The sequence below is a fragment of the Geobacillus sp. FSL W8-1251 genome (genome assembly GCF_038005945.1).
Lineage (GTDB): Bacteria > Bacillota > Bacilli > Bacillales > Anoxybacillaceae > Geobacillus > Geobacillus stearothermophilus.
In genome coordinates this window covers 1,256,264-1,281,379 of record NZ_JBBOUF010000001.1, presented here as the reverse complement: position 1 = coordinate 1,281,379, position 25,116 = coordinate 1,256,264, and the positions used below count along the sequence as shown (strand labels likewise).

20 protein-coding genes and 3 pseudogenes are annotated in these 25,116 nt (G+C 48.2%); 20 read left to right on the top strand and 3 right to left on the bottom strand.

Annotated elements, in window-relative coordinates:
* The first annotated feature begins 7 nt into the window (after positions 1-7).
* From NSS88_RS06780 to NSS88_RS06770, 3 genes are all read left to right on the top strand, one after another.
* Positions 8-193, top strand: a complete 186-nt coding sequence (locus NSS88_RS06780) for a hypothetical protein (RefSeq protein WP_081106600.1) — start codon at positions 8-10, stop codon at positions 191-193.
* A complete protein-coding gene (locus NSS88_RS06775; protein WP_049624127.1) occupies positions 174-1,379 on the top strand; it encodes a S1C family serine protease in 1,206 nt (401 codons plus the stop codon). The genes NSS88_RS06780 and NSS88_RS06775 overlap by 20 nt, the downstream gene beginning before the upstream one ends.
* A 685-nt stretch (positions 1,380-2,064) precedes the next feature.
* Complete coding sequence (locus NSS88_RS06770) at positions 2,065-3,198, top strand: IS4 family transposase (RefSeq protein ID WP_121678437.1); 1,134 nt, start codon at positions 2,065-2,067, stop codon at positions 3,196-3,198.
* Here NSS88_RS06770 and NSS88_RS06765 read toward each other — a convergent pair whose 3' ends face one another.
* Positions 3,199-4,788: a M56 family metallopeptidase gene (locus NSS88_RS06765; RefSeq protein ID WP_341083726.1), complete on the bottom strand. Its 1,590-nt coding sequence runs from the start codon at positions 4,786-4,788 to the stop codon at positions 3,199-3,201. It abuts the gene before it with no gap.
* 581 nt (positions 4,789-5,369) lie between these two features.
* On the opposite strand from NSS88_RS06765, the gene NSS88_RS06760 reads away from it, so the two are divergent.
* The 8 genes from NSS88_RS06760 to NSS88_RS06725 all read left to right on the top strand — a co-directional run bounded on the left by NSS88_RS06760 (position 5,370) and on the right by NSS88_RS06725 (position 10,229).
* On the top strand, positions 5,370-5,942 hold the full coding sequence (locus tag NSS88_RS06760) for a helix-turn-helix domain-containing protein (RefSeq protein ID WP_061580615.1): 573 nt from the start codon (positions 5,370-5,372) through the stop codon (positions 5,940-5,942).
* The gene (locus NSS88_RS06755; RefSeq protein WP_049625057.1) at positions 5,896-6,120 is read left to right on the top strand and encodes a transposase; all 225 of its coding nucleotides are present in this window, start codon (positions 5,896-5,898) and stop codon (positions 6,118-6,120) included. Before NSS88_RS06760 ends, NSS88_RS06755 begins: the two co-directional genes overlap by 47 nt.
* 75 nt (positions 6,121-6,195) lie before the next feature.
* Entirely contained in the window at positions 6,196-6,339 is a 144-nt protein-coding gene (locus tag NSS88_RS06750; RefSeq protein ID WP_020755015.1) for a hypothetical protein, read from the top strand.
* Positions 6,340-6,678: 339 nt separating this feature from the next.
* A complete protein-coding gene (locus NSS88_RS06745) occupies positions 6,679-7,614 on the top strand; it encodes a hypothetical protein (RefSeq protein ID WP_235599009.1) in 936 nt (311 codons plus the stop codon).
* A 29-nt stretch (positions 7,615-7,643) separates the two neighbouring features.
* Positions 7,644-8,198 carry a hypothetical protein gene (locus tag NSS88_RS06740; protein WP_235599010.1) on the top strand — a complete coding sequence of 185 codons (555 nt, stop codon included), beginning with the start codon at positions 7,644-7,646 and terminating at the stop codon, positions 8,196-8,198.
* A 130-nt stretch (positions 8,199-8,328) separates the two neighbouring features.
* A complete protein-coding gene (locus NSS88_RS06735) occupies positions 8,329-9,438 on the top strand; it encodes an RNA-guided endonuclease InsQ/TnpB family protein (RefSeq protein WP_063193317.1) in 1,110 nt (369 codons plus the stop codon).
* 117 nt (positions 9,439-9,555) lie between these two features.
* Positions 9,556-9,774 (top strand): hypothetical protein, encoded by a 219-nt coding sequence (locus NSS88_RS06730; RefSeq protein WP_235598994.1) that lies wholly within the window; start codon positions 9,556-9,558, stop codon positions 9,772-9,774.
* 125 nt (positions 9,775-9,899) lie between these two features.
* Positions 9,900-10,229: a DUF962 domain-containing protein gene (locus NSS88_RS06725; RefSeq protein ID WP_049625058.1), complete on the top strand. Its 330-nt coding sequence runs from the start codon at positions 9,900-9,902 to the stop codon at positions 10,227-10,229.
* Between the two features lie 100 nt (positions 10,230-10,329).
* On the opposite strand, the pseudogene NSS88_RS06720 reads toward NSS88_RS06725, so the two are convergent.
* Positions 10,330-10,857 (bottom strand): annotated as a pseudogene (locus tag NSS88_RS06720) (DUF4351 domain-containing protein); the annotation flags it as partial.
* Between the two features lie 66 nt (positions 10,858-10,923).
* Here NSS88_RS06720 and NSS88_RS06715 point away from each other — a divergent pair.
* From NSS88_RS06715 to NSS88_RS06685, 7 genes are all read left to right on the top strand, one after another.
* Positions 10,924-11,460, top strand: coding sequence for an NfeD family protein (locus NSS88_RS06715; protein ID WP_033013903.1), 537 nt, complete (start codon positions 10,924-10,926; stop codon positions 11,458-11,460).
* Positions 11,461-11,481: 21 nt separating this feature from the next.
* Positions 11,482-13,002 (top strand): flotillin family protein, encoded by a 1,521-nt coding sequence (locus tag NSS88_RS06710; protein WP_095858812.1) that lies wholly within the window; start codon positions 11,482-11,484, stop codon positions 13,000-13,002.
* 149 nt (positions 13,003-13,151) lie between these two features.
* Positions 13,152-14,072: a diacylglycerol kinase gene (locus NSS88_RS06705; RefSeq protein WP_341083711.1), complete on the top strand. Its 921-nt coding sequence runs from the start codon at positions 13,152-13,154 to the stop codon at positions 14,070-14,072.
* Between the two features lie 77 nt (positions 14,073-14,149).
* Positions 14,150-15,523, top strand: a complete 1,374-nt coding sequence (rlmD, locus tag NSS88_RS06700) for a 23S rRNA (uracil(1939)-C(5))-methyltransferase RlmD (RefSeq protein ID WP_341083709.1) — start codon at positions 14,150-14,152, stop codon at positions 15,521-15,523.
* Between the two features lie 218 nt (positions 15,524-15,741).
* Entirely contained in the window at positions 15,742-17,199 is a 1,458-nt protein-coding gene (locus NSS88_RS06695) for a type I restriction-modification system subunit M (RefSeq protein WP_341083706.1), read from the top strand.
* Between the two features lie 8 nt (positions 17,200-17,207).
* On the top strand, positions 17,208-18,359 hold the full coding sequence (locus tag NSS88_RS06690) for a restriction endonuclease subunit S (protein WP_080986149.1): 1,152 nt from the start codon (positions 17,208-17,210) through the stop codon (positions 18,357-18,359).
* A 43-nt stretch (positions 18,360-18,402) separates the two neighbouring features.
* A complete protein-coding gene (locus NSS88_RS06685) occupies positions 18,403-21,744 on the top strand; it encodes a DEAD/DEAH box helicase family protein (protein WP_341083703.1) in 3,342 nt (1,113 codons plus the stop codon).
* Positions 21,745-21,980: 236 nt separating this feature from the next.
* Here NSS88_RS06685 and NSS88_RS06680 read toward each other — a convergent pair.
* Positions 21,981-22,851 (bottom strand): annotated as a pseudogene (locus NSS88_RS06680) (IS982 family transposase).
* Positions 22,852-23,256: 405 nt separating this feature from the next.
* On the opposite strand from NSS88_RS06680, the gene NSS88_RS06675 reads away from it, so the two are divergent.
* Both NSS88_RS06675 and NSS88_RS16730 read left to right on the top strand, forming a co-directional pair.
* On the top strand, positions 23,257-23,469 hold the full coding sequence (locus NSS88_RS06675; protein ID WP_061580489.1) for a hypothetical protein: 213 nt from the start codon (positions 23,257-23,259) through the stop codon (positions 23,467-23,469).
* Between the two features lie 137 nt (positions 23,470-23,606).
* Positions 23,607-25,004: pseudogene (locus NSS88_RS16730) on the top strand (IS1182 family transposase).
* Positions 25,005-25,116 lie beyond the last annotated feature (112 nt).

Here is a 25,116-nt window from a genome sequence, read left to right as displayed (position 1 = left end):
TGAAACGATGCATCGGAACAACCGAAAGAAACAGTGCCGCTGGTCCTCCCTTTATGCGAGACCGATCGATGTCGGTGGCATCGTCGTATTTCGCCCGCCATTTCACTGCTTGGCGGCCATTCGCTCGAAGATGCTGCATATTCCATCATGGATCATGAAGGAGGAGAGGACAAATGGACATGATGCCATTTGAACCAACCCCAACGCCAGAACCGAAACGCCGCGGCCGCTTCGTATCGTGGCTCGCCGCTTCCGTCGCAGGGGCGGTGATTGGGAGCGCGGCGACGTGGTATGTGGCGCCGAAATGGATGCATGAAGAAACGAATTCCCAAACGGAAACAGCGGAAACGACCGCAAAAAGCGAGGCGCTGCCGCTGCAGCCGACGGCGAACGTCAACACGAACATGATCGCTGCCATTAATAAAGTGGCCGATGCGGTCGTCGGCGTCGTCAACATTCAAAAACAAGTCGACTTTTTCTCCGAACAAGCGCAAGATACGGAAGCGGGGACGGGGTCGGGCGTCATCTTTAAAAAAGAAGGCAATGCGGCCTACATTGTGACGAACAACCATGTCATTGAAGGGGCAAACAAAGTCGAAGTGGCGCTTCCGAACGGCAAAAAAGTGAAAGCCGACATCGTCGGCGCGGATGCACTCACCGACCTTGCCGTCTTGAAAATCCCCGTTGAAGGGGTGACGAAAGTGGCGAGCTTCGGCGACTCGTCGAAGGTGAAAATCGGCGAGCCTGTCGCGGCAATCGGCAACCCGCTCGGCCTTGATTTGTCGCGGACGGTGACGGAAGGGATCGTCAGCGGCAAGCGGACGATGCCTGTTTCGACCTCAGCGGGCGATTGGGAAATTGACGTCATCCAAACGGACGCCGCGATCAACCCGGGCAACAGCGGTGGGGCGCTCATCAACAGCGCGGGGCAAGTGATCGGCATCAACAGCATGAAAATCGCCGAAACGGGCGTCGAAGGGCTCGGCTTTGCGATCCCGAGCGAAAACGTCAAACCGATCGTCGAACAGCTGATGAAAGATGGGAAAATCAAACGCCCGTACCTTGGCGTCCAGCTTGTCGATGTGGCGGATTTGTCCGATGACGTCCGCACGAATGAATTGAAATTGCCGTCGAACATCACAAGCGGGGCGGCCGTCACGTCCGTCGAACCGTTCTCCCCAGCCGCCGAGGCCGGATTGAAATCGAAAGACGTCATCACGGCGATCAACGGGGAGAAAATCGACAGCGTCAGCGCGTTGCGCAAATATTTGTATACGAAAACAGCGGTCGGTGATCGCATCAAACTGACGATCTATCGCGACGGGTTTGAGACGACCGTATCCGTCACCTTAAAAGCGAGAGACAGCAGCCAGTCATAAGAAGACATCGCCTCTTTTCCAGCGAATCGGCGGGGAAGGGGCGATGTTCATTTTCGTGTGCGGCGCTTGCTCATGATGCTGGAGTATAAAGCGAAATGAGACGGCTGTACGTTGATTCCGTGTCGTCAGCACTTTTTGTATCGAGTCTGCTCATATTGCGAGAGCTGGCAGGACGACGTGCAGCCGTTGCATGTCCGAGAGTGGGTGCGCCCGCAATACAGGGGGCCCCATGATCCGAATCATCACTTCGCTCGGAATGATGTTGGAGGAAGGGCTTCGTTTGCTGTTGTCACAAGGACCGAATTCCTTGGCTAGAATAGGCGTGCCTACTACGAGCCACAAGGACGTTCGTGCCTCATATGTACAACAGCGAAGTCTCACGAAGGGATCTCAGTTGTCCATGGAGATGAGTAAGTTTGCTCACCTACGGTTTCAATTGGGCAACGACTCTCGGAAGCGGCTGCACCACCATAATTTGATTTTCCTGATGCTCCATTCGGTTTCTGTTGTTTGAAGCGCATGAACACGCCAATACATGGGCGGATGGGGCATAAACTGGAATTCCAAAAATCTAAAAAACCACAGGCGTGTTGATTATCCAATAAAATCCAAAGGGTATAGAAAAAAGAGCACCTTTCCTGTAGAATGTGAGTAACGACACAAACAAACCCAGGAGGTGCTCTCTATGAACAAGCATACCACACTCCCGAATTTGATGCAAAAACTTGTTTCGGATGAAGAGATTCAACTGATTGCCGAAGCGGTTGGGTATCGTGATTCGTCTCGAACCTTTACGTTGCGCGAGTTGATTCACTTCTTCCTGCTGGCCGCCATGCATCAATGGAAAAGCTTTCGCCACGGAGCCGATGTGGGGCCTCTGTATGGATTGCCGCGATTCCATTATTCCACAGTATCCAAGAAAGCGAAAGAAGTTCCCTATGACATCATGAAACGCTTGTTGGCGTTGATCATTTCCAAGTGCAACCGCCAAACCCGCCGTTCGCTTCGGTTTCCCAAACCGCTTCGGGTGGTGGATTCGACGACCGTCACGGTCGGGAAAAACCGCCTCCCATGGGCTCCGTATCACGGCGAACGCGCCGGAGTGAAGCTGCACGTCGCGTATTCGCCGGAATCCTCGTTGCCGGCAGACGTGGTGGAAACCATCGGACTGCGTCATGATGGCCCGGTGGGAGAACAGTTGACGAACGCTCAACAAGTGCTCGTGGAAGACCGGGCGTATTTCAAAATCGAACGCCTCGATCGATTTGTGGAGCAGCATCAGCTCTTTGTCATTCGGATGAAGGACAACATCGAACTTCATCAGAAAAAAAGCTTGAACCGCCTTCCGAGCGCATCTTCATCGGTTCAAGCCGACTTCACGTGCCAGTTGGGAACGAAACAATACCGCTCCACCAAGCGTCACCGGGTGGTGATCTTTCGAGATGCGAATGGCCGCGACATTCGGGTCGTGACGAACCTCTTCCATGCGTCTGCGGAAACCATTGCCGACATGTACCAACAACGTTGGACTGTTGAGATCTTTTTCCGTTGGGTGAAGCAATATCTGAATGTCCCGACCTTGTTTGGCACGACGGAAAATGCGGTATACAACCAACTGTTTGCGGCGTTCATCGCGTATGTGTTGCTGCGATGGCTGTATGATCAAACCAAAAAACGGACGAACGTCTCTCTTTCCTTCATTTCGTTTGTTCGCCGTTTTTTCTCTGGGCAGCTTCCTCTCGATTGGAAATCCGGGATGGCCGCTGCTTTGTTTGAGTATGCCCAAATTTATGGAAGGCGTATGTCTAATTTTGGATAATCAACACTCGTGAAAAAACCAAGAATCTCTTTCTAAGGAAGAGATTTTTTTGTCCTTTTTATTTGCTTCTTGCTCGTTTTTAAAATCAATGTGGTATCCTACAGACTTTTCCAATGCTCGATCTTGATATTCACACAGGATCGTCAAACTGTTAGCCATTTGAGCATTCCCACCGTCCAACAGCGTTGCTCCTAAATGATCTGCCCGGACTTCCATCCACTGTGTGAATAGAGATTGGAAAGCAGGAAGCAGAAAAATCAAGAGCCATAGGCCGAGAAAAACAAAGATTTGATTATGTTCTAGCCAATTTGGAAAGGCTTCATGGATAAGGAAAACACCAGCAAAAACTAACCCAATCAACGCAAATCGCAATAACTGTCCTATCAAGACATCTCGCTTTTTCACATGAATCGCCTCATGAGCCAAAATGCCTTCAATGGCTTCATGGGGAAGTTTCAGCGTTTCTGAAGTTAACGCTACCAATGATCGACCAATATTCGCACCTATCGCAAAACCGTTATATTCGGCCGATTCCGTAACATAAATATCAACATGAGAAAGGCCGGCACGTGAAAAGACTTTCTCGATGATGGGCAGCAAATCGGGATCGTCTATTTTCCTCATATCTAAAGCGATTTTCAATACGCGATCCGAAATCCATAGATTGAATATCCAAAATAGTATAATAACAGCGGTTGTTGCGATCGGCCCGATCCCCAGCAAAGTAAACAGTGTGAGAAGGGCTGCATAAGCTCCCACCCCTTTCACCGTTGCTGCAAAATACCATTTTCCTAAAAGTCGTTTCCAATTTTTCGGATGATAAAAAGGCTTTACTTCGAACTCTTCCATTTTATGTATTTCTCCTTTAAGGAGAAAATCCATCGATTCTAATGGATCAGGGGTGAGATAAACTTTTTCACCGGAAAAAGATAACTTCCACGTTTTCCCCATGCTGGTCGTATAGTCGATATTAGGAGAGAACAAAGAAAAAAGCTGGAATAGTTGCAACACATCCGGCCTTGTCTGAACGCTTACTTCTGAAAGTTCCTTCAATGGATATTTTTTGGTTTCAAACAAAGATACAGCATATAATGCTTCTTCGTGTTCTGCGTAAAAAAGGCGGAGAGAGCGAAGCAGTCCCACTCTTTTTGTCAGCCCAACAAAAAGAGAGATGAAGCTATATAAAAGGATGAACGTAATCGCGGAATTCGGCCCGAAAAGGAAATAAAGAACAGCAATGACGATGAAAAATCCGGAAAATAACAAATCCGCTAATAGGCGCTCTTTATTTTTAGACAAGACTATTTCTCTCGCACCTTGTTCTTTTAGTTGATCGATGATCTCTTTCAATTGGGTTTTGCTTCTTTCCGGTACCGGAGAGCTAAAAAAGCTAAATCCAAATATAAAAAAAATGGACACCGTTTTTATAAACCCTTGATCTAAGAACACATAGACGATCCATCCGATTCCGAGTATCGCAGTGAGGATATGTACATATAAAGAAGGACACCATTTTTTAAAAAAGTATGCCAAGAAACCGAGAAAAAAGCCGACTGCAGCAGTCCAAATCGATATAGTCACATCTGGCATCTGTTGCTCCCCCTGTCTAGTTGAAAAAGTGCAAGAAAACCCCTAGTCATTATTTATCACTTATCACTTAAGTAAATCCACTAACACCCATTGGTAACGAAATTCGTCCATTCTACATGTAGGTGGTTGACAATGGCATGTTGTTGAACGTTCATGAACGTTTTTCTCCAATATTGGTTCTTTTTTCAATTGACATTATAGCAGGGACAGGTTCGTTTTGTATATCTTTTTCTTTTTTCACTCCACTGCGCTTGTTGGGGAACATGAATATGACCTACAATATTTTCCTCACATGTAACGGATAACGATCATTCATGTAGGAGAGGAACCGTATGATTAAGAGACCCGTTTTTGTATGACTCATGTTGTTGTCTTCCGCATGATTCGTGATTTACGCTTACGAAAGCGAGCGGTCAGTGTCCTGGTATGTTCGTTGCATGAATGGATCAGCAGATTGTTGCTGATGTTTTGACCATTCATTGTATATACATGCTCATTGAAAAGTTAACCTTCGCATAAGCGGTGCCCACTCCGGTTATACTGTCCCTAAGGAAAAGTATGGAAAAGGAGCGGAATTCTGCATGAAACGTCTCAAAATCACCAACGATCACGGATGGACACCTCGGACACTTCGCAAACAGGAATGGAAAATCAAAAACACCCTTCTTCGCCAACGGGTGATGGCCGTTCGCCTCGTCATGGAAGGCTATTCGGGCAAAGAAGCGGCCTCCATGGTCAACGTGTGCCGACAAACGGCGTCCCATTATGTCTCACTGTTCAACGAAGGCGGCCTTGAACTCCTGCTTCATCGGGATTTCGCCCCCGGGCGAGAGCCGTTTCTCACCGAAGAACAGCAGGAAAAGATCAAACAGCTTGTGTTGACCACCACTCCCGCCGAACTGGGCTGGGACGTCGCCTCGGCGTGGAACACCAAACTCCTGCAATCCTATGTCGCAAAGCAATTCGGTGTTTCCATTTCCCGCGAAGCGCTGCGAAAACTCCTGCACCGCAAAGGGCTGTCGTGGACACGACCGACGTACACACTGGCGAAAGGGAACCCGGATGAGCAAAAGCAATTGGAAAAGCAAATGGATCTGATCAAAAAACTTGATCACCAAGGAGACAGAAGATGCCGTTCTTCTGTACATCGATGAAACCCATATCCGCTCTTACCATGTCTTGCGGTCCACATGGTCAGAAGTCGGCCGCCAAAAACAAGTGCCGACGTTCGGCCATCATGCCCACGTATCGCGGTTTGGCGCGGTCAACATCCACGATGGCGAAACGGTGCTTCATCAAACGACTGCCGCGCCAATGCCGCGACGTTCTTGAATTTCTTGAGAATGCTCAAAGAGCGCTATCCAGACCATCTCATCGTCTTGGTGTTGGATCACGCCCGCATTCAGCTTGTGGAAATGGCTGAAAGACACCGTGATCGCCAATGTGTTTCACAAACATCGAAACGATATCGTCCAGGCCATTGCTCGGTTTGCGGACGACATCCACGAACGTCCGCAGGAAGTGCTGCAACGCTTAGGGTGTGCAGGATGACTGAGAAGTTAACTCTTCATGTTGCATGTATATAGAATTAGGTATTGATTCTCAAGTGCTAAACATAACAAAAGCGAACTGACTGCAGCTGAGCGGGCATGATCCCAAAAATGGAGGAGATCCCGTTCTAAGAGTTACGTCCTTCTGTGTTCCCACACTCTTTCCCGCAACTTGAAAACACAATTCATTATGAAGGGGAGCTTTGTGGGTGCAGGCCAAATGTGTGTTGAACTTGAGCAGCCGCTCCCTCACAGAGGAAGGGAACATCGTTCTAACAGGAAGGAACTCTTTTGGTTCTCATCGAATATGGCCATCACTACGGATGAAAGGGGATTTGAAATGGGCCCGAGTGCGCCGCTATGGATGTCCGTGTTGTACTACATTATGTGCATAGCCACCTTGATTGTCGGTATGGCGATGCTGGTGAAAGGAACGGTTCGCCGCTTGTATTCGCTCGTTGCAGTGATCGCAGTGCCGCTCTTTTTTCTGAACAATTTTCACACCATCGCCAGGGTCGGCGTCGATCCGTTCGCCTACTGGCAGCAATCCCTCATCGAAGGACAATGGTGGGCGTGGCTGTCGCTTGCGTTGTTTCTTTACATCGTCTGGTATTGGGGATGGCTTGTCCAACGCATAGGAGGTCAAAAGGAAGGACAAGTTTGGTGGAAGCGGCAACAATGGATATGGGTGGTGCTGGCGGCTGCCGCGCCTGTCATTGTGTATGGGGTGCAGAGTTTGGATGATTCCGTCGTCTCCTCAGTGAGGACGTATGAGCCGTCTGAGAGCCGCTCGGCGAACGAACCGCTTGGACGCATCTTCTTTTTGTATTCTCACCCGTTTGCGCGAGATTCGTATATCGTGGAGGCGGATGGACTGCACGTGCGCAACGTGGTGACGCTAGAAGCTGCTGGGGTGTCCCAGCTTTCGCGTGGTTCATCAACGAAGGAACTGTTGTTGTGGTCAGATTATACGGGACGGCATGTCTATCGACTGAATCGAGACACATGGACATTGGTCGATCAAGAAGCGGTCTCCAGCCCTCTTTCGTTTGCCTCGATGGAGGGGGAGTGGGAGATTCGTTCACTGAATCAAGATGTCAACACCCATAAACTAGAAGTCCGGAAAGGGGGAAAATTGCTATTTTCGAAGCGGTTCCCTCCTTACATTCTTCAAGTTTTGCGCGCAGGGCCGCATTTCTATATAGACTCCCATGACAAAAAATTTCGTCACCATCGGAAGGATGAAAAGACCTCTATGTTGAATTTTACAACTTAGAGTTCGGGTATTTTCAGGATAGATGCAATTTGAAGATTTACCATTTGCAGCTTTTATCGACTGTCAGGCGACCGAACAACACCGCTTCACAGACCCATATATGGGTCTGTGAAGCGGTGGTTGTTCGGTCTTCCGTCACGCCTTGGCGTGACGGGGCAAGCCATAGGCTTGCCTTCGACAGTCGAAAATGGACAAACCGCTTTTCCGTCAAGGATATGTTAAACTTCTTCGTTGCATCTATATATGTGTTTGCTGATGCGATGGAACAGGAGCACGGTGTATTGTATGTGTTGGATCAGCGCGGTTCCGTAGTGAAGGAAATTTCGTTGCCTACGTCCTTCGCGCGCTCCATGGCGGTCTTTCACGGCCGCCTTGTCATCGCCACGAAACCTCGCCTCACCATCGTGGATCCGCATTCATGGCGAGTGGCCTATTGGGGCATGGGGCAAGAAGAGACGCAGTTCGATCAGCTTTACGTGAAGGGAGACACGCTGTGGGTGAGCTATGTCCAGAGGGGAAAGTCAGGATGGCTTGCGCTGAATGATCAGTTTAACATCTTTCCGAAAGAAGTCTCCCACTTCTAAACGAAGTGAAAGTGGGAGATGAATTTCGGTTAGGTATAGCCTAAAATTGTCTCTTTTTTGTGTATTACAATATAATCAGTTATAGAAAAAATATATCGAAAATCAAGGTATGAAGTGATGTGGTGTCGATATGGCAAACAAAGCCTATCAGTTCCGTCTATACCCAACAAAAGAACAAGAACAACTGCTCGCCAAAACCTTCGGTTGTGTCCGTTTCGTGTATAACAAAATGCTTGAAGAGCGCATACAAATGTTTGAAAAGTTCAAGGACGATCAAGAATCCTTGAAACAGCAAACATGTCCGACCCCTGCCAAGTACAAAAAGGAGTTTCCTTGGCTAAAAGAAGTGGACAGCCTTGCGCTGGCAAACGCCCAATTGAATTTGCAGAAAGCATTTCAACACTTCTTTTCTGGCCGCGCTGGATTTCCCAAGTTCAAAAACCGCAAGGCGAAACAGTCGTACACCACAAATATGGTAAATGGCAACATCAAGCTTTCAGATGGCTATATCAAGCTGCCCAAACTGAAATGGATCAAGCTCAAGCAACATCGGGAGATCCCTGCCCACCATATCATCAAGTCTTGTACGATCACGAAAACCAAAACAGGAAAATACTATATTTCTATTCTCACAGAGTACGAACATCAACCTGCCCCAAAAGAAGTACAAACGGTTGTTGGGCTTGATTTTTCCATGAGTACGTTGTATGTCGATAGCGAGGGTAAGAGAGCCAATTATCCTCGATTCTATCGCAAAGCATTGGAAACATTAGCGAAAGAACAGCGTAAATTGTCTCGTAAAAAGAAAGGCTCGAATCGTTGGCACAAACAGCGTCTGAAAGTAGCGAAGCTGCATGAGAAAATTGCCAACCAGCGCAAGGACTTTCTGCATAAGGAGTCGCACAAATTAGCGAAACGGTATGATTGCGTGGTCATCGAAGACCTCAACATGAAAGGGATGTCACAAGCCCTCCATTTCGGTCAAGGCGTTCATGACAACGGCTGGGGCATGTTCACCACTTTCCTTCAGTACAAGCTGGCCGAACAGGGGAAGAAGCTGATCAAAATCGACAAATGGTTCCCCTCGTCCAAAACGTGTTCGTGCTGCGGTCGAGTCAAGGAGTCTCTATCGCTTTCTGAACGGACATTCCGTTGTGAATGTGGATTCGAGAGCGACAGGGACGTCAATGCGGCTATCAATATCAAACATGAGGGCATGAAACGATTGGCGATCGTCTAATTTGTCCTCGAACCGTGGGGCACACGGGGATCGCTCGGTCAACTTCCCATCATGAGATGGGATTACCCGAGAAGCCCCCACCTCTAAGCGAAGCGTAGGTGGTGGGAGTATGTCACGGTGATGGAGAAGCATGAGCTGCCGTCGGTATACTGGGAAGCGCGGTTTTACGGCGACTATGTGTATGCATTGTTTGAGCCGCAGGAGGGGAACAAGGCGGACCATGCTGGAGAAATGAACATTTTCCATCTTCGTACAGGCCAACTTGCCGCCAAGTTTACCGTGCCGAAGCAAAAGCACAACTTGCAGACATTTCAGGTGATGGATGAAATACAATAGGAGTAGGGGATAACGATAGGTCCGAGCATGCCGTTATGGATGTTGATTGGATACTGGGCTGTCGGCATCGCCACGTTCATCGCTGGCGTGGCGGCGCGCCGCATCCGTCGAAGGGGGAAAGGGAGATGGAATTCCGTGATTATGAAGAGTTTTGGCCCTTTTATTTGACCCAGCACCGGAAACGAGCGACAAGGCGTTGGCATTTTGTCGGAACGAGCTTCGTGTTTTTGTTTGTGATCATCGCGATCGCGACGAGGAATGCGTGGTGGTTGCTCGGCGCGCCAATCGCCGCCTATGCGCTTGCCTGGTTCAGCCACTTTTTCATCGAAGGAAACAACCCCGCCACCTTCGGCCATCCGTTTGGGTCGCTTCGGGCCGATTTTCGCATGTACAGGCTCATGCTTACGGGGCAGCTTTGGCGGGAATTGGAGCGGCTGGGGATTTCAGAGGAATAAAGCGAAGAACGATGAAAAGGCCTTCTCCCTGAAGATGTTTCAAAGTTCGAAGGAGTGGGGGCGGCCATTCGAATGATTCAGGGAGAAGGGGTTTGCCTTCTCATGGCTTCAATTGTTCAATCGTTTCTAGCGGCAGTCCGGTCAGTTCATGGATCGTGTCAGCATCAAATCCTTTTGCCAACATTCGTTTCGCAACATCTAGCTTTGCTTTCTCCATTCCTTTCTCTATTCCTTTCTCTATTCCTTTTTCTATTCCTTTCTCCATGCCTTTCTTCTCGTATGAAACGATGAGTTCCATGACTTTGGCAGCCTCCTTTTCCTCCATGGTCTTCACCTCATCTCGCAGTCGGACTTCTTCTTCCTCCGATAACCGCAAATACGTTTCGAAAAAGCCGAACAACAGACGCTGTCTCGCCTCATCGAGCTCGAGGCGGGTGAGCATGCGCAAAAATTCCTTTTTCACTTCCACCTTCTCCTCTTCATTATACCCCATTTTGCTTAACAGGGCGGCGGCGACCGGGTTGTCATGGCGGATGTATGTGCGCCATGGGAGTTTGGACAATTCCACCGTCAAAAAACGGAAATCGAGAACGGTCAAAAACGGAAACGAAACGGTGGATGACATTGGAAAAATGATGAAACCAACGGCTGCCTTCGCCGTATGTATAAGTGAAGGGGAAAGGAGGGAGGGGAGTTGTTCAGCCATTCGCCTGAAGTTGTGTACGGATGGGTGCTTGTCGTCAGTGCGTTGTTGACGGTTTTGTATTTTTTCTTCAGCGATGTGCTTGACGGTTTGTTCGATGTGGCTGATCATCCGCTGTTCAGTCCGCAGTTAGTTTTATCGTTTTTCATTGTTGGCAGCGCGGTCGGATTGCTGGCGGAATGGTACACAGACTGGGCATCGAGCTTGGTTCTGTGGCTTGCCATCGGCGTGGCGCTTGTTGCTGTGTTGCTGTTGCACTTTTTCGTTTTTTTGCCGCTCCGTTCGGCTGAGGCGTCACTTGGGTATACGGACGCCGATTTGGAGGGGGCGCTTGCTAAAGTGATCGTCTCGGTGCCGCCTGACGGGTTGGGCGAAATTCTCATCTCCCGTAAAAGCGGCGCGGTGGCCAAAGCGGCGAAAAGCGCAAATAATGAGGCCATTCCGTCAGGGGAAGAGGTCATCATCGTACAAATGGAAAACGGCGTCGCTGTGGTGGCGAGGCACGATCCGTATCACCTTTCCATCTAAAACAAAGAAAGGGGACTTGTCATGGTTGCGCCATGGTTGATGGTCATTGGTGTCGTCGTCTTGCTTCTTGTCGGACTTATTGCCATTTTTATCGCCCGCTACCGCACCGTCGGGCCGGACGAGGCGCTCATTGTGACGGGCAGCTACTTAGGAAGCAAAAACGTTCATGTCGATGAATCGGGAAACAAAATCAAAATCGTCCGCGGCGGCGGCACGTTCGTCGTGCCGATTTTCCAACAGGCTGAGCCGCTGAGCCTATTGTCGATCAAGCTTGACGTGCAAACGCCCGAGGTGTACACCGAACAAGGCGTGCCCGTGATGGCGGACGGGGTGGCCATTATTAAAGTCGGCAGCTCAATCGGCGAAATCGCGACCGCGGCCGAGCAGTTTTTAGGGAAAACACGCCAAGATATGGAAAACGAAGCGCGTGAAGTGCTTGAAGGCCATCTTCGCTCCATTCTCGGGTCGATGACGGTTGAAGAAATTTATAAAAACCGCGACAAGTTTTCGCAAGAAGTGCAGCGTGTCGCCTCGCAAGATTTGGCGAAAATGGGGCTTGTCATCGTCTCGTTCACGATCAAAGACGTGCGCGACAAAAACGGTTACCTCGATGCGCTCGGGAAGCCGCGCATCGCCCAAGTGAAGCGCGATGCTGACATCGCCACGGCCGAGGCGGAAAAAGAGACGCGCATCAAGCGGGCTGAAGCAGACAAGGAAGCGCGCAAGGCGGAGCTCGAGCGGCTGACGGAAATCGCGGAGGCGGAGAAAATCAACCAGTTGAAGCTCGCTGAGTTCCGCCGCGAGCAAGACATCGCCAAAGCGCGCGCCGATCAGGCGTATCATTTGGAGGAAGCGAAGGCGAAACAAGAAGTGATGGCCCAACAAATGCAAATCAAAATCATCGAGCGGCAAAAACAAATCGAGCTCGAAGAAAAAGAAATTTTGCGCCGCGAGCGCCAATACGACTCGGAAGTGAAGAAAAAAGCCGATGCCGAGCGCTATGCGATCGAACAAAAAGCGGCGGCGGAAAAGGCGAAGCAAATCGCCGAAGCCGATGCGCAAAAATACCGCGTCGAAACGCTGGCGAAAGCGGAAGCGGAGCGCGTCCGACTCGACGGGTTGGCAAAAGCCGAGGCGGAGAAAGCGAAAGGGGAAGCGGAAGCGGAAATCATCCGACTGAAAGGCCTCGCCGAAGCGGAAGCGAAACAAAAGATCGCCGAAGCGTTCGAGCGCTACGGCCAGGCTGCGGTGCTCGACATGATCATCAAGATGCTTCCGGAGTATGCGAAACAAGTGGCGAGCCCGCTTGCGAACATCGAGAAGCTGACGATCGTCGACACCGGCTCAGGAGCGGGAGGCGGCGCCAACCGCGTCACGGGCTATGCGACGAACTTAATGGCGAGCTTGCAGGAGACGTTGAAAGCGTCAACCGGCATCGATGTGAAGCAGTTGCTTGAGAACATCGCCCAAGGGGGCGCACCCGCCCATGCCCAGCCGCTCGGTGCGCCAGCATCGTCCCAAGAGGCGAAGACAACAGAATGATGCCTATCCTCCCACAGCGCCCTTCGTTTGAACCCGAGGGCGCTGTTTCTCGCCGCCTTGTTCACGACATTCGTCGGAGTTGCGCATGAAGCGTTGTTTCGTTATGATGGGAACGGGTGGAATGGAAAAAAGGAAGTAGGTTGAGAATAATGAAACGAGCTCGAATTATTTATAACCCGACATCGGGTCGCGAGTTGTTTAAGCGCCATTTGCCTGATGTGCTCGCGTGGTTGGAAAAGGCGGGCTATGAAACGTCGTGCCACGCCACCGAAGGGCCGGGGGATGCGACGGAAGCAGCGCGCCAGGCCGTCCTGCGGGAATTTGATCTCGTTGTCGCCGCAGGGGGCGACGGAACGATCAATGAAGTCGTCAACGGCATCGCCGATCAGCCGTATCGGCCGAAACTGGGCGTCATTCCTGTCGGGACGACGAACGATTTCGCCCGCGCCATCGGCGTGCCGCGTTCGATCGAAGGGGCGTGCGACGTGATCGCCACGGGCGAGCCCGTACCCATTGACATCGGCTGTGTGACGAACGAAGACAAAACACGCTATTTCATCAACATCGCGGGCGGCGGGCGCCTGACGGAGCTCACCTACGAAGTGCCAAGCAAGCTGAAAACGATGCTCGGCCAGCTGGCCTATTACTTAAAAGGGATCGAGATGCTTCCGTCCATCAAGGCGACCGAAGCGCAAATTGAGTATGACGGCAAACTGTTTGAAGGCGAGATTATGATGTTTTTGGTTTCGCTCACGAACTCGGTCGGCGGGTTTGAAAAACTGGCGCCCGATTCGTCGCTCAATGACGGTCTGTTCGATTTCATCATCGTCAAAAAAACGAACTTGGCCGAATTCATTCGCCTTGTCACGCTCGCCGCGCGCGGCGAGCACATCAACGACCCACACGTCATTTACACGAAAGCGAACCGGGTGAAAGTGCACTCGCCGATGCAGCTAAACTTAGACGGCGAATTCGGCGGCATGCTTCCAGGGGAATTTGTCAATTTGTACCGCCATTTGGAAGTCATCATGCCGAAAGACAAGGCGGAACAAGTGAGAACAGGACGATGAGCCTGTTCTTTTCTTATGCCTCTAAGCCAATAAGGGAACGCTAACGGTATAAACCGATCGGCAGAAAGGAGACGGACATGACCAAGCAGCAAGCACCAGTCGCCAAAAACGAGTATTATGACGTCACATTCACGGATTTGACCCACGACGGGCTCGGGGTGGCGAAAGTCGACGGCTTTCCGTTGTTTGTGAAACACGCGCTTCCCGGCGAGCGGGCGAAGGTGAAAGCGATCAAAGTGAAAAAAGGGTATGGGTACGGCCGCCTCGTGGAGCTGTACGAACCAAGCCCCGACCGCGTTGAGCCGCCGTGCCCCGTCTATCGCCAATGCGGCGGCTGCCAGCTGCAACACCTCAGCTACGAAGGCCAGCTGAAAGCGAAGGAAAAGCAGGTGAAAGAAGTGCTCGCCCGCATCGGCAAGCTTGACGGCGTCACCGTCCATCCCGTCATCGGGATGAAGAACCCATGGCGCTACCGCAACAAGGCGCAAGTGCCGGTCGGCGAGCGCGAAGGGGGCTTGGTCGCGGGCTTTTACAAGGAGCGGACGCATGAAATCATCGATATGGACGCCTGCCTCATCCAGCAAGAGGCGAACGATGTCGTCGTCCAGGCCGTGAAGCGCATCGCCGAGCGCTATGGTATTCCCCCATACGACGAAACCACGCACAAGGGCGTTCTTCGCCATATTGTCGCCCGCTACGGCGCGGCAACAGGCGAGGTGATGGTCGTTCTCGTCACCCGCACCGAGCATTTGCCGCATGAACAAGAAATCGTCCGCGCCATCGTCCGTGAAATCCCGGACGTGACATCGATCGTGCAAAATATCAACCCCGAGCGGACGAACGTCATTTTCGGCGCCAAAACGCGGGTGTTATGGGGGAGCGAGTTCATCACCGACCGCATCGGCGACATCCAATTCGCCATCTCGGCCCGCTCGTTTTACCAAGTCAACCCGGAACAGACGAAAGTGCTGTACGACAAAGCGCTCGAATACGCGGAGCTGACCGGGCGGGAGACGGTGATCGACGCCTACTGCGGCATCGGCACGATCTCGCTCTTTTTGGCGCGTAAAGCGAAACACGTCTACGGCGTCGAAATCGTCCCCGAAGCGATCGAAGACGCCAAGCGCAACGCCAAACTCAACGGCATCCAAAACGTCACCTTCGAAGTCGGCGCCGCCGAAGACGTCATCCCGCGTTGGTATCAAGAAGGCATCCGCGCCGACTGCTTGGTCGTTGACCCGCCGCGCAAAGGCTGTGACGCCTCGCTGCTTGAGACGATCATCGCCATGAAACCGCCCCGCGTCGTCTACGTCTCGTGCAACCCGGCGACGCTCGCCCGCGACTTGCGCATCCTAGAAGACGGCGGCTACGAAACGATCGAAGTCCAGCCAGTGGACATGTTTCCGCACACGGCGCATGTGGAGTGTGTGGCGAAAATTCGGTTGAGATAAGACAACGGGCCGGTGGATCCGGCCTTGTTGTTTGCAGTCGAATTGGGCAAACGGCCATGACGACACGAATGCACAGTGGGAGTTTCTTTGTTCCACAAAGAAAGACATTCTCCGTCTTCCTGAGCGTCAACCGGCATAAAACGTATTTTTCTTCCCCTTTTTGTATCGAAAACCGTATATAATGGAGATTGGAAATCACAAGGAGGTACATAGAAGCCATGCTCACAGGCGAATTGCGCCATAAAGTCGATAAAATATGGGAAACGTTTTGGACAGGCGGCATTACGAACCCGCTGACGGTTATTGAACAGTTTACCTACTTATTGTTCATCAAAGGCTTGGATGAAGTCGAAACACAGCGCGAGCAGGAGGATGCGCTGCTCGGCATTGAATCGGAACGCATCTTTCCTCCCGATAAGCAACACTTGCGCTGGAGCAAATTCAAACATTTTGAAGCCGCCCATATGTACGATGTCGTGTCCAATGAAGTGTTTCCGTTCATCAAAAACTTGCACGGCAATCGGGAATCGGCCTATGCAAAATATATGGGCGACGCCATTTTCATGATCCCGACGCCGCAAATGCTCGTCAAAATCGTCGACGGCATTGACCGCATTCCGATGAAAGACCGCGATACGAAAGGCGATTTGTACGAGTATTTGTTATCGAAAATCGCCACCGCAGGCACAAACGGCCAATTCCGCACCCCGCGTCATATCATTCACATGATGGTCGAGCTGATGAAACCGACGCCGGAAGACATCATCGTCGACCCGGCGGCGGGGTCGGCGGGGTTTTTGGTGGCGGCGGGCGAATATTTGCGCAAACATCGCAGTGACTTATTTTTAGTGCAAAGTTTAAAAGAGCATTTTAATAATCATATGTTTTACGGTTTTGACATGGACCGTACGATGTTGCGGATTGGCGCGATGAACATGATGCTCCATGGCATTGAAAATCCGAATATCGAATATCGCGACTCCTTGTCGGAACAAAACAAAGATAAGGACAAATACACCCTTGTCCTTGCCAATCCGCCGTTTAAAGGCTCGTTGGATTACGAAGCCGTTTCCAGCGACTTATTAAGAGTCGTTAAAACAAAGAAGACAGAGCTTTTATTCTTGGCCTTATTCCTGCGCATCTTAAAAACGGGCGGACGCTGTGCCTGCATCGTGCCAGATGGGGTATTGTTCGGCAGCTCGAAGGCGCATAAAGATATCCGCAAAGAAATTGTGGAAAATCATAAATTAGAAGCCATTATTTCCATGCCAAGCGGCGTATTTAAACCATATGCCGGGGTTTCGACGGCGATTATGATTTTCACCAAAACAGGCGTCGGCGGTACGGATCAAGTATGGTTCTATGATATGAAAGCCGATGGCTATTCATTGGATGACAAGCGCACGCCGATTGAAGACAACGACATCCCGGATATCATTGCCCGCTTCCATAACCGTGAAGCGGAAAAAGACCGGAAACGGACAGAGCAATCGTTCTTCGTGCCGGTGGAAGAAATCCGGGAAAACGACTATGACCTTTCGATTAACAAGTATAAAGAGATTGAGTATGAAGAGGTGGAGTATGAAGCGCCGAGTGTGATACTTGAAAGAGTGGAAACGTTGGAAAAAGAGATTATGCAGGGATTACAAGAGTTGAAAGAAATGATTAGAGGGTAGTGTGTAACATGGGATTTGAGACGGTTAAACTAAAAGATTTAACTATTAATTTAGATAATAAAAGAAAGCCCTTGAATGAGTTAGAAAGAAAATCTCTAAAAAAGAAAGGTTTATATCCATATTGTGGTGCAAATGGAGTGTTAGACTATATTGATGAATTCATTTTCGACCAAGAAATTCTATGTATAGCAGAAGACGGAGGAAGTTGGGGATTTAGAGAAAAGTGTGCTTACATCATGAATGAACCGTGTTGGGTAAATAACCATGCTCATGTGTTAGTAGCAAAAGAAAACGTTAATGTTAAGTACTTATGTTACTATTTAAACTATGCTGATCTAAGTAAACATATTACAGGGACAACAAGAGGTAAACTAACTAAGTCTGCATTAGAGAAAATAGAAGTTAAAATTCCTGATTATAGTACTCAAAATAAAATTGTAAATGCATTAGACAAATCCCAAGAACTCATCGACAAACGAAAAGCCCAAATTGAAGCGTTAGACCAGTTAACGCAAAGTGTGTTTTTGGAGATGTTTGGGGATCCAGTAAGTAATCCAAAGGGATGGGATGTTAAGAAATTAAAAGATATTGCGGAAATTGAGGATGGAGATCGAGGTGAAAACTATCCGAAGCAACATGAGCTTGTTAGTGAAGGTATACTTTTTTTGTCTACCTCAAACTTTGTGAACAACAAATTAGACTTATCGAAAGTAACGTATATTACAAAGGAAAAGTTTAGTCAATTGAGAAAAGGAAAATTAAGACGGGGAGATTTAATTGTTACACTGAGGGGATCCATTGGGAATATAGTCATTTTTGATGAAGAAGGTTATGACACAGGGTTCATAAATGCTCAAATGGCGATTCTTAGATTGAAAAATGTTAATCGAATTTTTTTCCAGCAACTTTATACATCTAATAGCTTTCAATTAGTTTTAAAGAAAACACAAACAGGATCTTCTCAACCGCAGCTTCCGTTAAAAAATTTAAAAGAACTTGAGATCATTATTCCACCTTTAGAGTTACAGGAATTATTTGCAGCTACTATACAACAAATAAACTTAAAGAAAGAACTTCTTTTAAAAAGTCAAGCAGAGATACAAAATATGTTTAATTCCCTCATGCAACGTGCATTTAAGGGAGAATTATTCAACGATTAGTAAGTGTAAAAGGAATTCGTGCTGGTCAAGGGAGGGGTGTTTGTTGCTATCCAACTTTAGTTTTCTAATAGGAAAACCTCATTATGAGAACTTTACGAATGCGTGTTTAGAGGCAGAGAAAAGTTTGGTGGTGAGTCCGGCGACGTGCGCGATTTTGACGCGCCGTGCGCTGGAGCTTGCCGTTAAGTGGGTGTACAGCTTTGACAGCGCGTTGAAAGTTCCGTATCAAGATAATCTTTCCAGTTTGATTCATGACAACGTCTTTTTGTCCATTATTGATGAAGACTTGTTGCCATTGTTGCGTTACATTGTCAAACTGGGGAATGTCGCGGTTCATACGAACTCGATGATTACGAGGGAAGAAGCGATTCTTTCCCTGCATCATCTTCATCAGTTTGTGTCTTGGATTGATTATTGTTATTCAGATGAATATACGGCTACGGATTTTGATGAATCATTGCTGCCAATCGGAGAGGAAAAGCGCGAGCGTCCGGAAGAATTAAAAGATTTATACGAACGGTTAAGCTCCAAAGACAAGCGTCTTGAGGAAATGATGAAAGAAAACGAACAGCTCCGCGCCCTTCTCACCGCCAAACGGGAAGCGAATACAAAAGAGTACCACTTCCAAGTCGATGAACTGAGCGAATGGGAAACAAGAAAGAAATATATCGATTTAGATTTGAAGCTGGCGGGTTGGGAATTTAAAAAGGATGTTGTTGTGGAATATCCTGTGGTTGGCATGCGGAATCAGGAAGGAGTCGGCTATGTCGATTACGTCCTTTTTGGCGACAACGGGAAGCCGCTGGCGGTCATCGAAGCGAAACGGACAACCGCTGACCCGAACAGAGGAAAGCAACAAGCCAAGCTATATGCCGACTGTATTGAGAAGATGCACGGCCAACGTCCGATTATTTTTTACACAAACGGTTTTGAAACGTATATGTGGGACGACCTTAACTATCCGGCGCGGAGAGTTTCCGGCTTTTACAATAAGGAAGAATTAAGCTTGCTTATTGATCGTCGGACGATGAAGAAGCCGCTAAAAAATGTGCAAATCAATGACAACATAACGAATCGCTATTACCAAAAAGAAGCGGTGTTAGCCGTATGCGACGCGCTTGAGAACAAACGGCGCAAAGCGTTGCTTGTCATGGCAACAGGGAGCGGCAAAACCCGGACGGCGATTTCGATTGTCGATGTTCTTACCCGTCATAATTGGGTAAAAAATATTTTGTTTTTAGCGGATCGCAAAACGCTTGTAACGCAAGCGAAAAATAGCTTTAGCCATTTGTTGCCGAACTTGACGCTTTGCAATTTGCTCGATAACAAAGACAATCCAGAGGAAAGCCGCATGGTGTTTTCGACGTACCCGACAATGATGAACGCGATTGACGAAGCGAAGCGAAAAGACGGCAGACGGCTTTTTACGGTCGGGCATTTTGATCTCATCATCATCGACGAGTCGCATCGGAGCATTTACAAGAAGTACCGAGCCATTTTCGACTATTTCGATGCCATATTGCTCGGGCTGACCGCCACGCCGAAAGATGACATTGATCGCAATACGTATGAAGTGTTTGATTTAGAAAACGGCGTGCCGACCTATGCCTATGAGTTAGATCAAGCCGTTCAGGACGGCTATTTAGTCGATTATCGGACGATTGAAACAAAGCTTAAATTTCTTGAAGAAGGCATTCATTACGATGAGTTGTCGGATGAAGAAAAAGAGCGGTATGAAGAAACGTTTGATGATGAAGTGGGCGAGGACATTGACAGTGCCGCGTTAAATGAATGGTTGTTTAATGACGATACGATTGATACGGTACTGAGAGATTTAATGGAAAAAGGAATTCGCGTCGAAGGCGGGGACAAACTCGGCAAAACGATTATTTTTGCGAAAAATCATCGTCATGCGGAACGGATTGTGGAGCGCTTTGATCAATTGTTCCCTGAATACAAGGGCGGCTTTGCGCGGGTCATTGATTACAGCGTGAACTACTACCAAACCTTAATCGATGATTTTTCCGACCGTAACAAATGGCCGCAAATTGCGGTATCGGTCGATATGCTCGATACAGGAGTGGATATTCCGGAAGTCGTCAACCTTGTGTTCTTCAAGAAAGTACGCTCCAAATCAAAGTTTTGGCAAATGATCGGACGCGGAACCCGTTTATGCAAAGACTTATTCGGAGTCGGGCAAGATAAAACGCATTTCCTTATTTTTGACTATTGCGGCAACTTCGAGTTTTTCCGCGAAAATCCAAAGGGAATCGAAGGAAAAGCGGTGGAAAGTTTGACCGAGCGTCTATTTAACGCCAAAGTCGAAATCATTAAAGAACTGCAGCATTTACAGTACCAAGAAGAAGAGTATATTGCCTATCGCAATGAATTGATTGACGAGGTGCTGGCGGAAATCAATAAGTTAAACGAAGAAAACTTCCGTGTACGCCAACATATTCAATACGTACACAAGTTTAAAAGCCGGGCTAAATGGGATTCCTTAACGGCGATGGATGTCAATGAAATTAAAGAACATATTTCGCCGCTGATTGTTCCGTTGAATGATGATGAATTGGCGAAACGGTTTGATTTGCTTATGTATACGATTGAGTTGGCGAAGCTGCAAACGAAAAATGCCACAAAGCCGATTCGGAGTGTGATTCGTACTGCAGAGGCATTGTCGAAACTCGGTTCGATTCCGCAAGTGATGGAGCAAAAATACATCATCGAAAAGGTGCAGACGGAAGAGTTTTGGAGCGAAGCCGATATTTTCGAATTGGAAGCCGTTCGCGAAGCGTTGCGTGATTTAGTCAAATTCCTTGAAAAAGAAACGCAAAAAATTTACTATACGAACTTTAAAGACCAAGTTTTAGAGGTCAAAGAAAACGGTCCGATGTTTACTGTCAATGATCTGAAAAATTATCGGAAAAAGGTGGAACATTATCTGCACGAACACCGCGACCAGATGGCCATTTACAAGTTGCGAAATAATAAAAAGCTAACCGTCCAAGACGTAAAAACGTTGGAGCATATTCTTTGGAATGAGCTTGGCACACAGGAAGATTATAAAAGAGAATTCGGAGACACACCGATTACAAAACTCGTCCGCCAAATCGTCGGCCTTGACCCGCAGGCAGCCAACGAAGCGTTTTCTGAATTTTTATCAAGCGAACGGTTGAACATCCAACAAAGCCGTTTTGTCAAACTAATCGTCGATTACTTTGTGAAAAACGGAGTCATGGACAAGCGGGTGCTGCAGGAAGAACCGTTTAAAACCGTCGGCAGCATTGTTGAACTCTTTCAAGACAACATGGACGATGCGCGGAAGATTATTCGCATTATCGATGAGATTAACAGAAATTCAGAAGATATTGTGGGGGCGTAGCAAAAGCGTTCTTTGTGGTATCTAGTTAGCCGTTGGGTGTTGTTGCTAACGTTTCAATATATTCTGTTTTTCTTTGGTGTTAAGGCATCTTTGAGAGTGAAGTATCTCAAAGGTGCCTTCTATTTCTTATACATATAGAACGAAACGAGTATAAATGTTGTGTAGATAGCCCATATTGAGTCGAAATGGTTCGGCAAATATCCATGTATTTGATAACCCGTGGTGCTAGTTGAGCGTCAGCGCTCAACCAGCCCTAGTGTGACCAAGGAATAAGCCAACAAGATGCCATCGAGTGCCACTTCAAACCCGGCAATGGAATTCGCTCGAATGTCGGTGATCCGGTATTGGTCTACGAGAATCGAAAACACCGTCTCGATGACTTTGCGTTTTTTCCTGATCCATTCTTCCCATGCCTTGGATGGGCCGTGCTTTTGATTGTGTCGAGACGGTGTCCAGAACGCGACTTGGTGTTCTTCGTACAGCTTTTCTCGAAGAGCGTGGCTGATGTACCCTTTGTCCCCAAAGTTGTAGGGATGAGGGATTTGAGTCATCACCGTTTCAGCGGCTTTGACGTCGTGGCAGGACGCTTCCGTCACGACAGGCCAGCCCTTGATTGGTCACTTGAAGATGCAGCTTGAAACCGTAGTACCATTGCTTTTTGGAAGCACAATACCCCATATCTGCGATCCCTCGAAATCGCTTGACGCGCTGCATTCTCACGGGATGGCACAACGGAAGAGGCAAGCTGTCGACGACCGCATAAGCATGGTGTTGGCCACGTTTCGCCAGCTCATGACGGACCCATTTGATGGCGAAACCAAGCGCTCGGCAGCGGCGGTTGTATCGGGAGCGTTCAAGAAACGAGCCGTTTGTGAACAAATTTCCCGTGACAAAACGATGCCAGGCTCGTTCGGAAGAAAAGCCCAGCAGCTTCCCCAAAAGGTGAACCGCCATGACCACTTCGTCTTCTTGCTTGACCAAGTGACGGTTGCGGCGATGAAGATACATTTGAATCAACGACAGTTGGGCAGAAACAAAACAGAAAATAGCGGCATATTGTTTTTGAAGTTTGGCTGGATCTGTAGTAAAATGAAAGTGCTCTTGCATGGGGGATCTCTCCTTTCGAATGTTGGGTGACACTTTCATTCTACTGGAGATCCGCCAGCAAGGGCTATTTTTATGCTTGTCTGAGTTTTATCTAGCACCACGGGTATTTGATAATCTAAAATTGAGCCACTTTTCAACGGTTCGATCACATAAAAAATGAGCCACCCGATTTCCAATTTTCATCATCTTTGGCGAGGAGACCCCGACTTCTAAGCGAGAGCGAAAGTCGGGGAGGAATCGCCCTTCCTCCTTTGTTTTGGCTGTTGGGTGTCGTTACCTCAATGATGGCCGAAAACAACGGGGGTGGCAAGCTTTTTTTCTTCCAACCGTTGAAACTCAAGGGAAAACCGTGAGTGTGGAGGATAAACTTTTGACAATACCTTAAAACGAAGGGAGGGATCATAGATGAAAAAGAAAATTGCATTTGTTTCTTCATTTGCGCTAGCAACATTGTTAGTAGTCGGACAGTTTTCTTATGCGGAAAAGCCAGACAGCATGACGAACATGATGAATGGAAACGGTATGATGAAGATGATGGAAGCGATGAATTCTCCTCAAGGACAAAAAATGATGAAGGCATGCGGAGAATTCATGGAATCTTATAATAAAGCTGAATAAAACCGTCGTGTAAAAATCGATAAAAGCCCTTCTTTTTTGAAGGGCTTTCAGACTGTTGAAAAACGATTTTGTCAAGGGACAAAATCGTTTTTTTTATGATATATGTTGAGAAAACAACTGATTAGGAGAAACCACTTATGTACTACTACCAATCGAACTTAGAGATTCAACAAAATCGTCAAGCTTATGAATCCATGTATGATCCTAACCATATCTTGGTTCAAATCGACAAATTGATGGATTGGAATCATGTATATCAGTTACTTGAACCGTTTTATCCAAGTACCATTGGTCGCCCCACGATTGATCCGTTGATTTTTGTAAAAATCCTCATGATTCAATATCTGGAAGGGTTTCGATCCGTTCGGTTTACCTGTAAACAAATCCAGCAACACGCCACGTATCGCTGGTTTTTAGGCATTTCCCCCACCGATAAAGTCCCTTGCCACTCCAGCGTTTCCAAGTTTCTTCGCCATCGGGTCGATCCCGGTGTATGGGAAGCGTTATTTGATCATGTCCTTCAATGGATTCAAGAAGATGGGTTCTTGTCTCCGGACACGTGGGCAGCGGATGAAACAGAGTTAAAAGCGAATGCCAATAAACGAAAACGCATCCAAGTGATTCAGACGATGGTGGTGAAAGAAGACGAGGACGTGTTACAACTGGTCAATGAAAAACGACAACAACATGGAAAAAAACCGTTAGCTCCCAAAGCAGAGAAGCTGGCAACCAAAAAGATGATATGTAGCACCACAGATCCAGATGCTGGGCTATCGGTCAAACATGATCCGCGTGGTCTCTTTGCGTTCCACGATCATCGAATCGTTGACACCTTGCATAATTTTATTTTGGATGCTTACGTGACTGCCGCCACCGTGCCTGGTCATCGTATTTTGATGGGGCGAATCGAGCGTGTTGAACATCGAGTAGGATATTCTCCTAAAGGAAATAGTGTTAGACGCTGGCTATTATAACGCCCGACTAGCAAGAGAATTAGAGAAAAAGGGATTTTGGCGTATATGTCGTATCGACGTTTTCATCGAAAGGAACATCCCGATTGTCGTTCCGTAAAGTTCCAGCAAGTCACAGACGATGTGTATGCGTGTCCCTGTGGCGTAAAGTTCATGTATTCGACGTCCACCCGTTCTGGATATCATGAGTATAAACTAGCAGTGAAAGGAAGTTGTGTGGGATGTCCTGCCGCACAAGGCGCAAAGGATCGTGTATTTCGAGTTTCCGTTCATCAAGATATCTACGAACGAATGCGGAAACAACGGTTATCGATGAGAGGAAGAGTGTTGCGATCGGTACGTCCATCGACGATGGAGCGAAGTTTCGCCGAAAGCAAAGAACTCCACGGTCTTCGTTTCACACGATACCGTGGAGTCCAGCAAGTACAAATTCAGGTTTGGATCACCGCCATGATCCAAAACCTCAAAAAGTGGACCAAATTGCGATCACTCCAACAATATGGTCTATATCTAACCTACCAAATGGAAGAGAAAAAGAAAAGAAAAAGTTCACACTCCTCGTGAACTTTTTCTTGACGTCCGACTTTTTCAACAGTCTGCAAAAAATCGGCTCTTCACCACAAGTTGTACTTGATCATTGAAGATCGGTGTGCATAGAGAAAATAGAGGGTACAAA

Excerpts from the sequence above, each read along its gene's own strand:
- NSS88_RS06690 (WP_080986149.1), top strand. The coding sequence starts at position 17,208 with ATGGGATTTGAGACGGTTAAACTAAAAGATTTAACTATTAATTTAGAT.
- NSS88_RS06675 (WP_061580489.1), top strand. The coding sequence starts at position 23,257 with ATGAAAAAGAAAATTGCATTTGTTTCTTCATTTGCGCTAGCAACATTG.
- NSS88_RS06725 (WP_049625058.1), top strand. The coding sequence starts at position 9,900 with ATGGAATTCCGTGATTATGAAGAGTTTTGGCCCTTTTATTTGACCCAG.
- NSS88_RS06775 (WP_049624127.1), top strand. The coding sequence starts at position 174 with ATGGACATGATGCCATTTGAACCAACCCCAACGCCAGAACCGAAACGC.
- NSS88_RS06770 (WP_121678437.1), top strand. The coding sequence starts at position 2,065 with ATGAACAAGCATACCACACTCCCGAATTTGATGCAAAAACTTGTTTCG.
- NSS88_RS06765 (WP_341083726.1), bottom strand. The coding sequence starts at position 4,788 with ATGCCAGATGTGACTATATCGATTTGGACTGCTGCAGTCGGCTTTTTT.
- NSS88_RS06710 (WP_095858812.1), top strand. The coding sequence starts at position 11,482 with ATGGTTGCGCCATGGTTGATGGTCATTGGTGTCGTCGTCTTGCTTCTT.
- NSS88_RS06735 (WP_063193317.1), top strand. The coding sequence starts at position 8,329 with ATGGCAAACAAAGCCTATCAGTTCCGTCTATACCCAACAAAAGAACAA.
- NSS88_RS06780 (WP_081106600.1), top strand. The coding sequence starts at position 8 with ATGCATCGGAACAACCGAAAGAAACAGTGCCGCTGGTCCTCCCTTTAT.
- NSS88_RS06705 (WP_341083711.1), top strand. The coding sequence starts at position 13,152 with ATGAAACGAGCTCGAATTATTTATAACCCGACATCGGGTCGCGAGTTG.
- NSS88_RS06745 (WP_235599009.1), top strand. The coding sequence starts at position 6,679 with ATGGGCCCGAGTGCGCCGCTATGGATGTCCGTGTTGTACTACATTATG.
- NSS88_RS06695 (WP_341083706.1), top strand. The coding sequence starts at position 15,742 with ATGCTCACAGGCGAATTGCGCCATAAAGTCGATAAAATATGGGAAACG.
- NSS88_RS06760 (WP_061580615.1), top strand. The coding sequence starts at position 5,370 with ATGAAACGTCTCAAAATCACCAACGATCACGGATGGACACCTCGGACA.
- rlmD (WP_341083709.1), top strand. The coding sequence starts at position 14,150 with ATGACCAAGCAGCAAGCACCAGTCGCCAAAAACGAGTATTATGACGTC.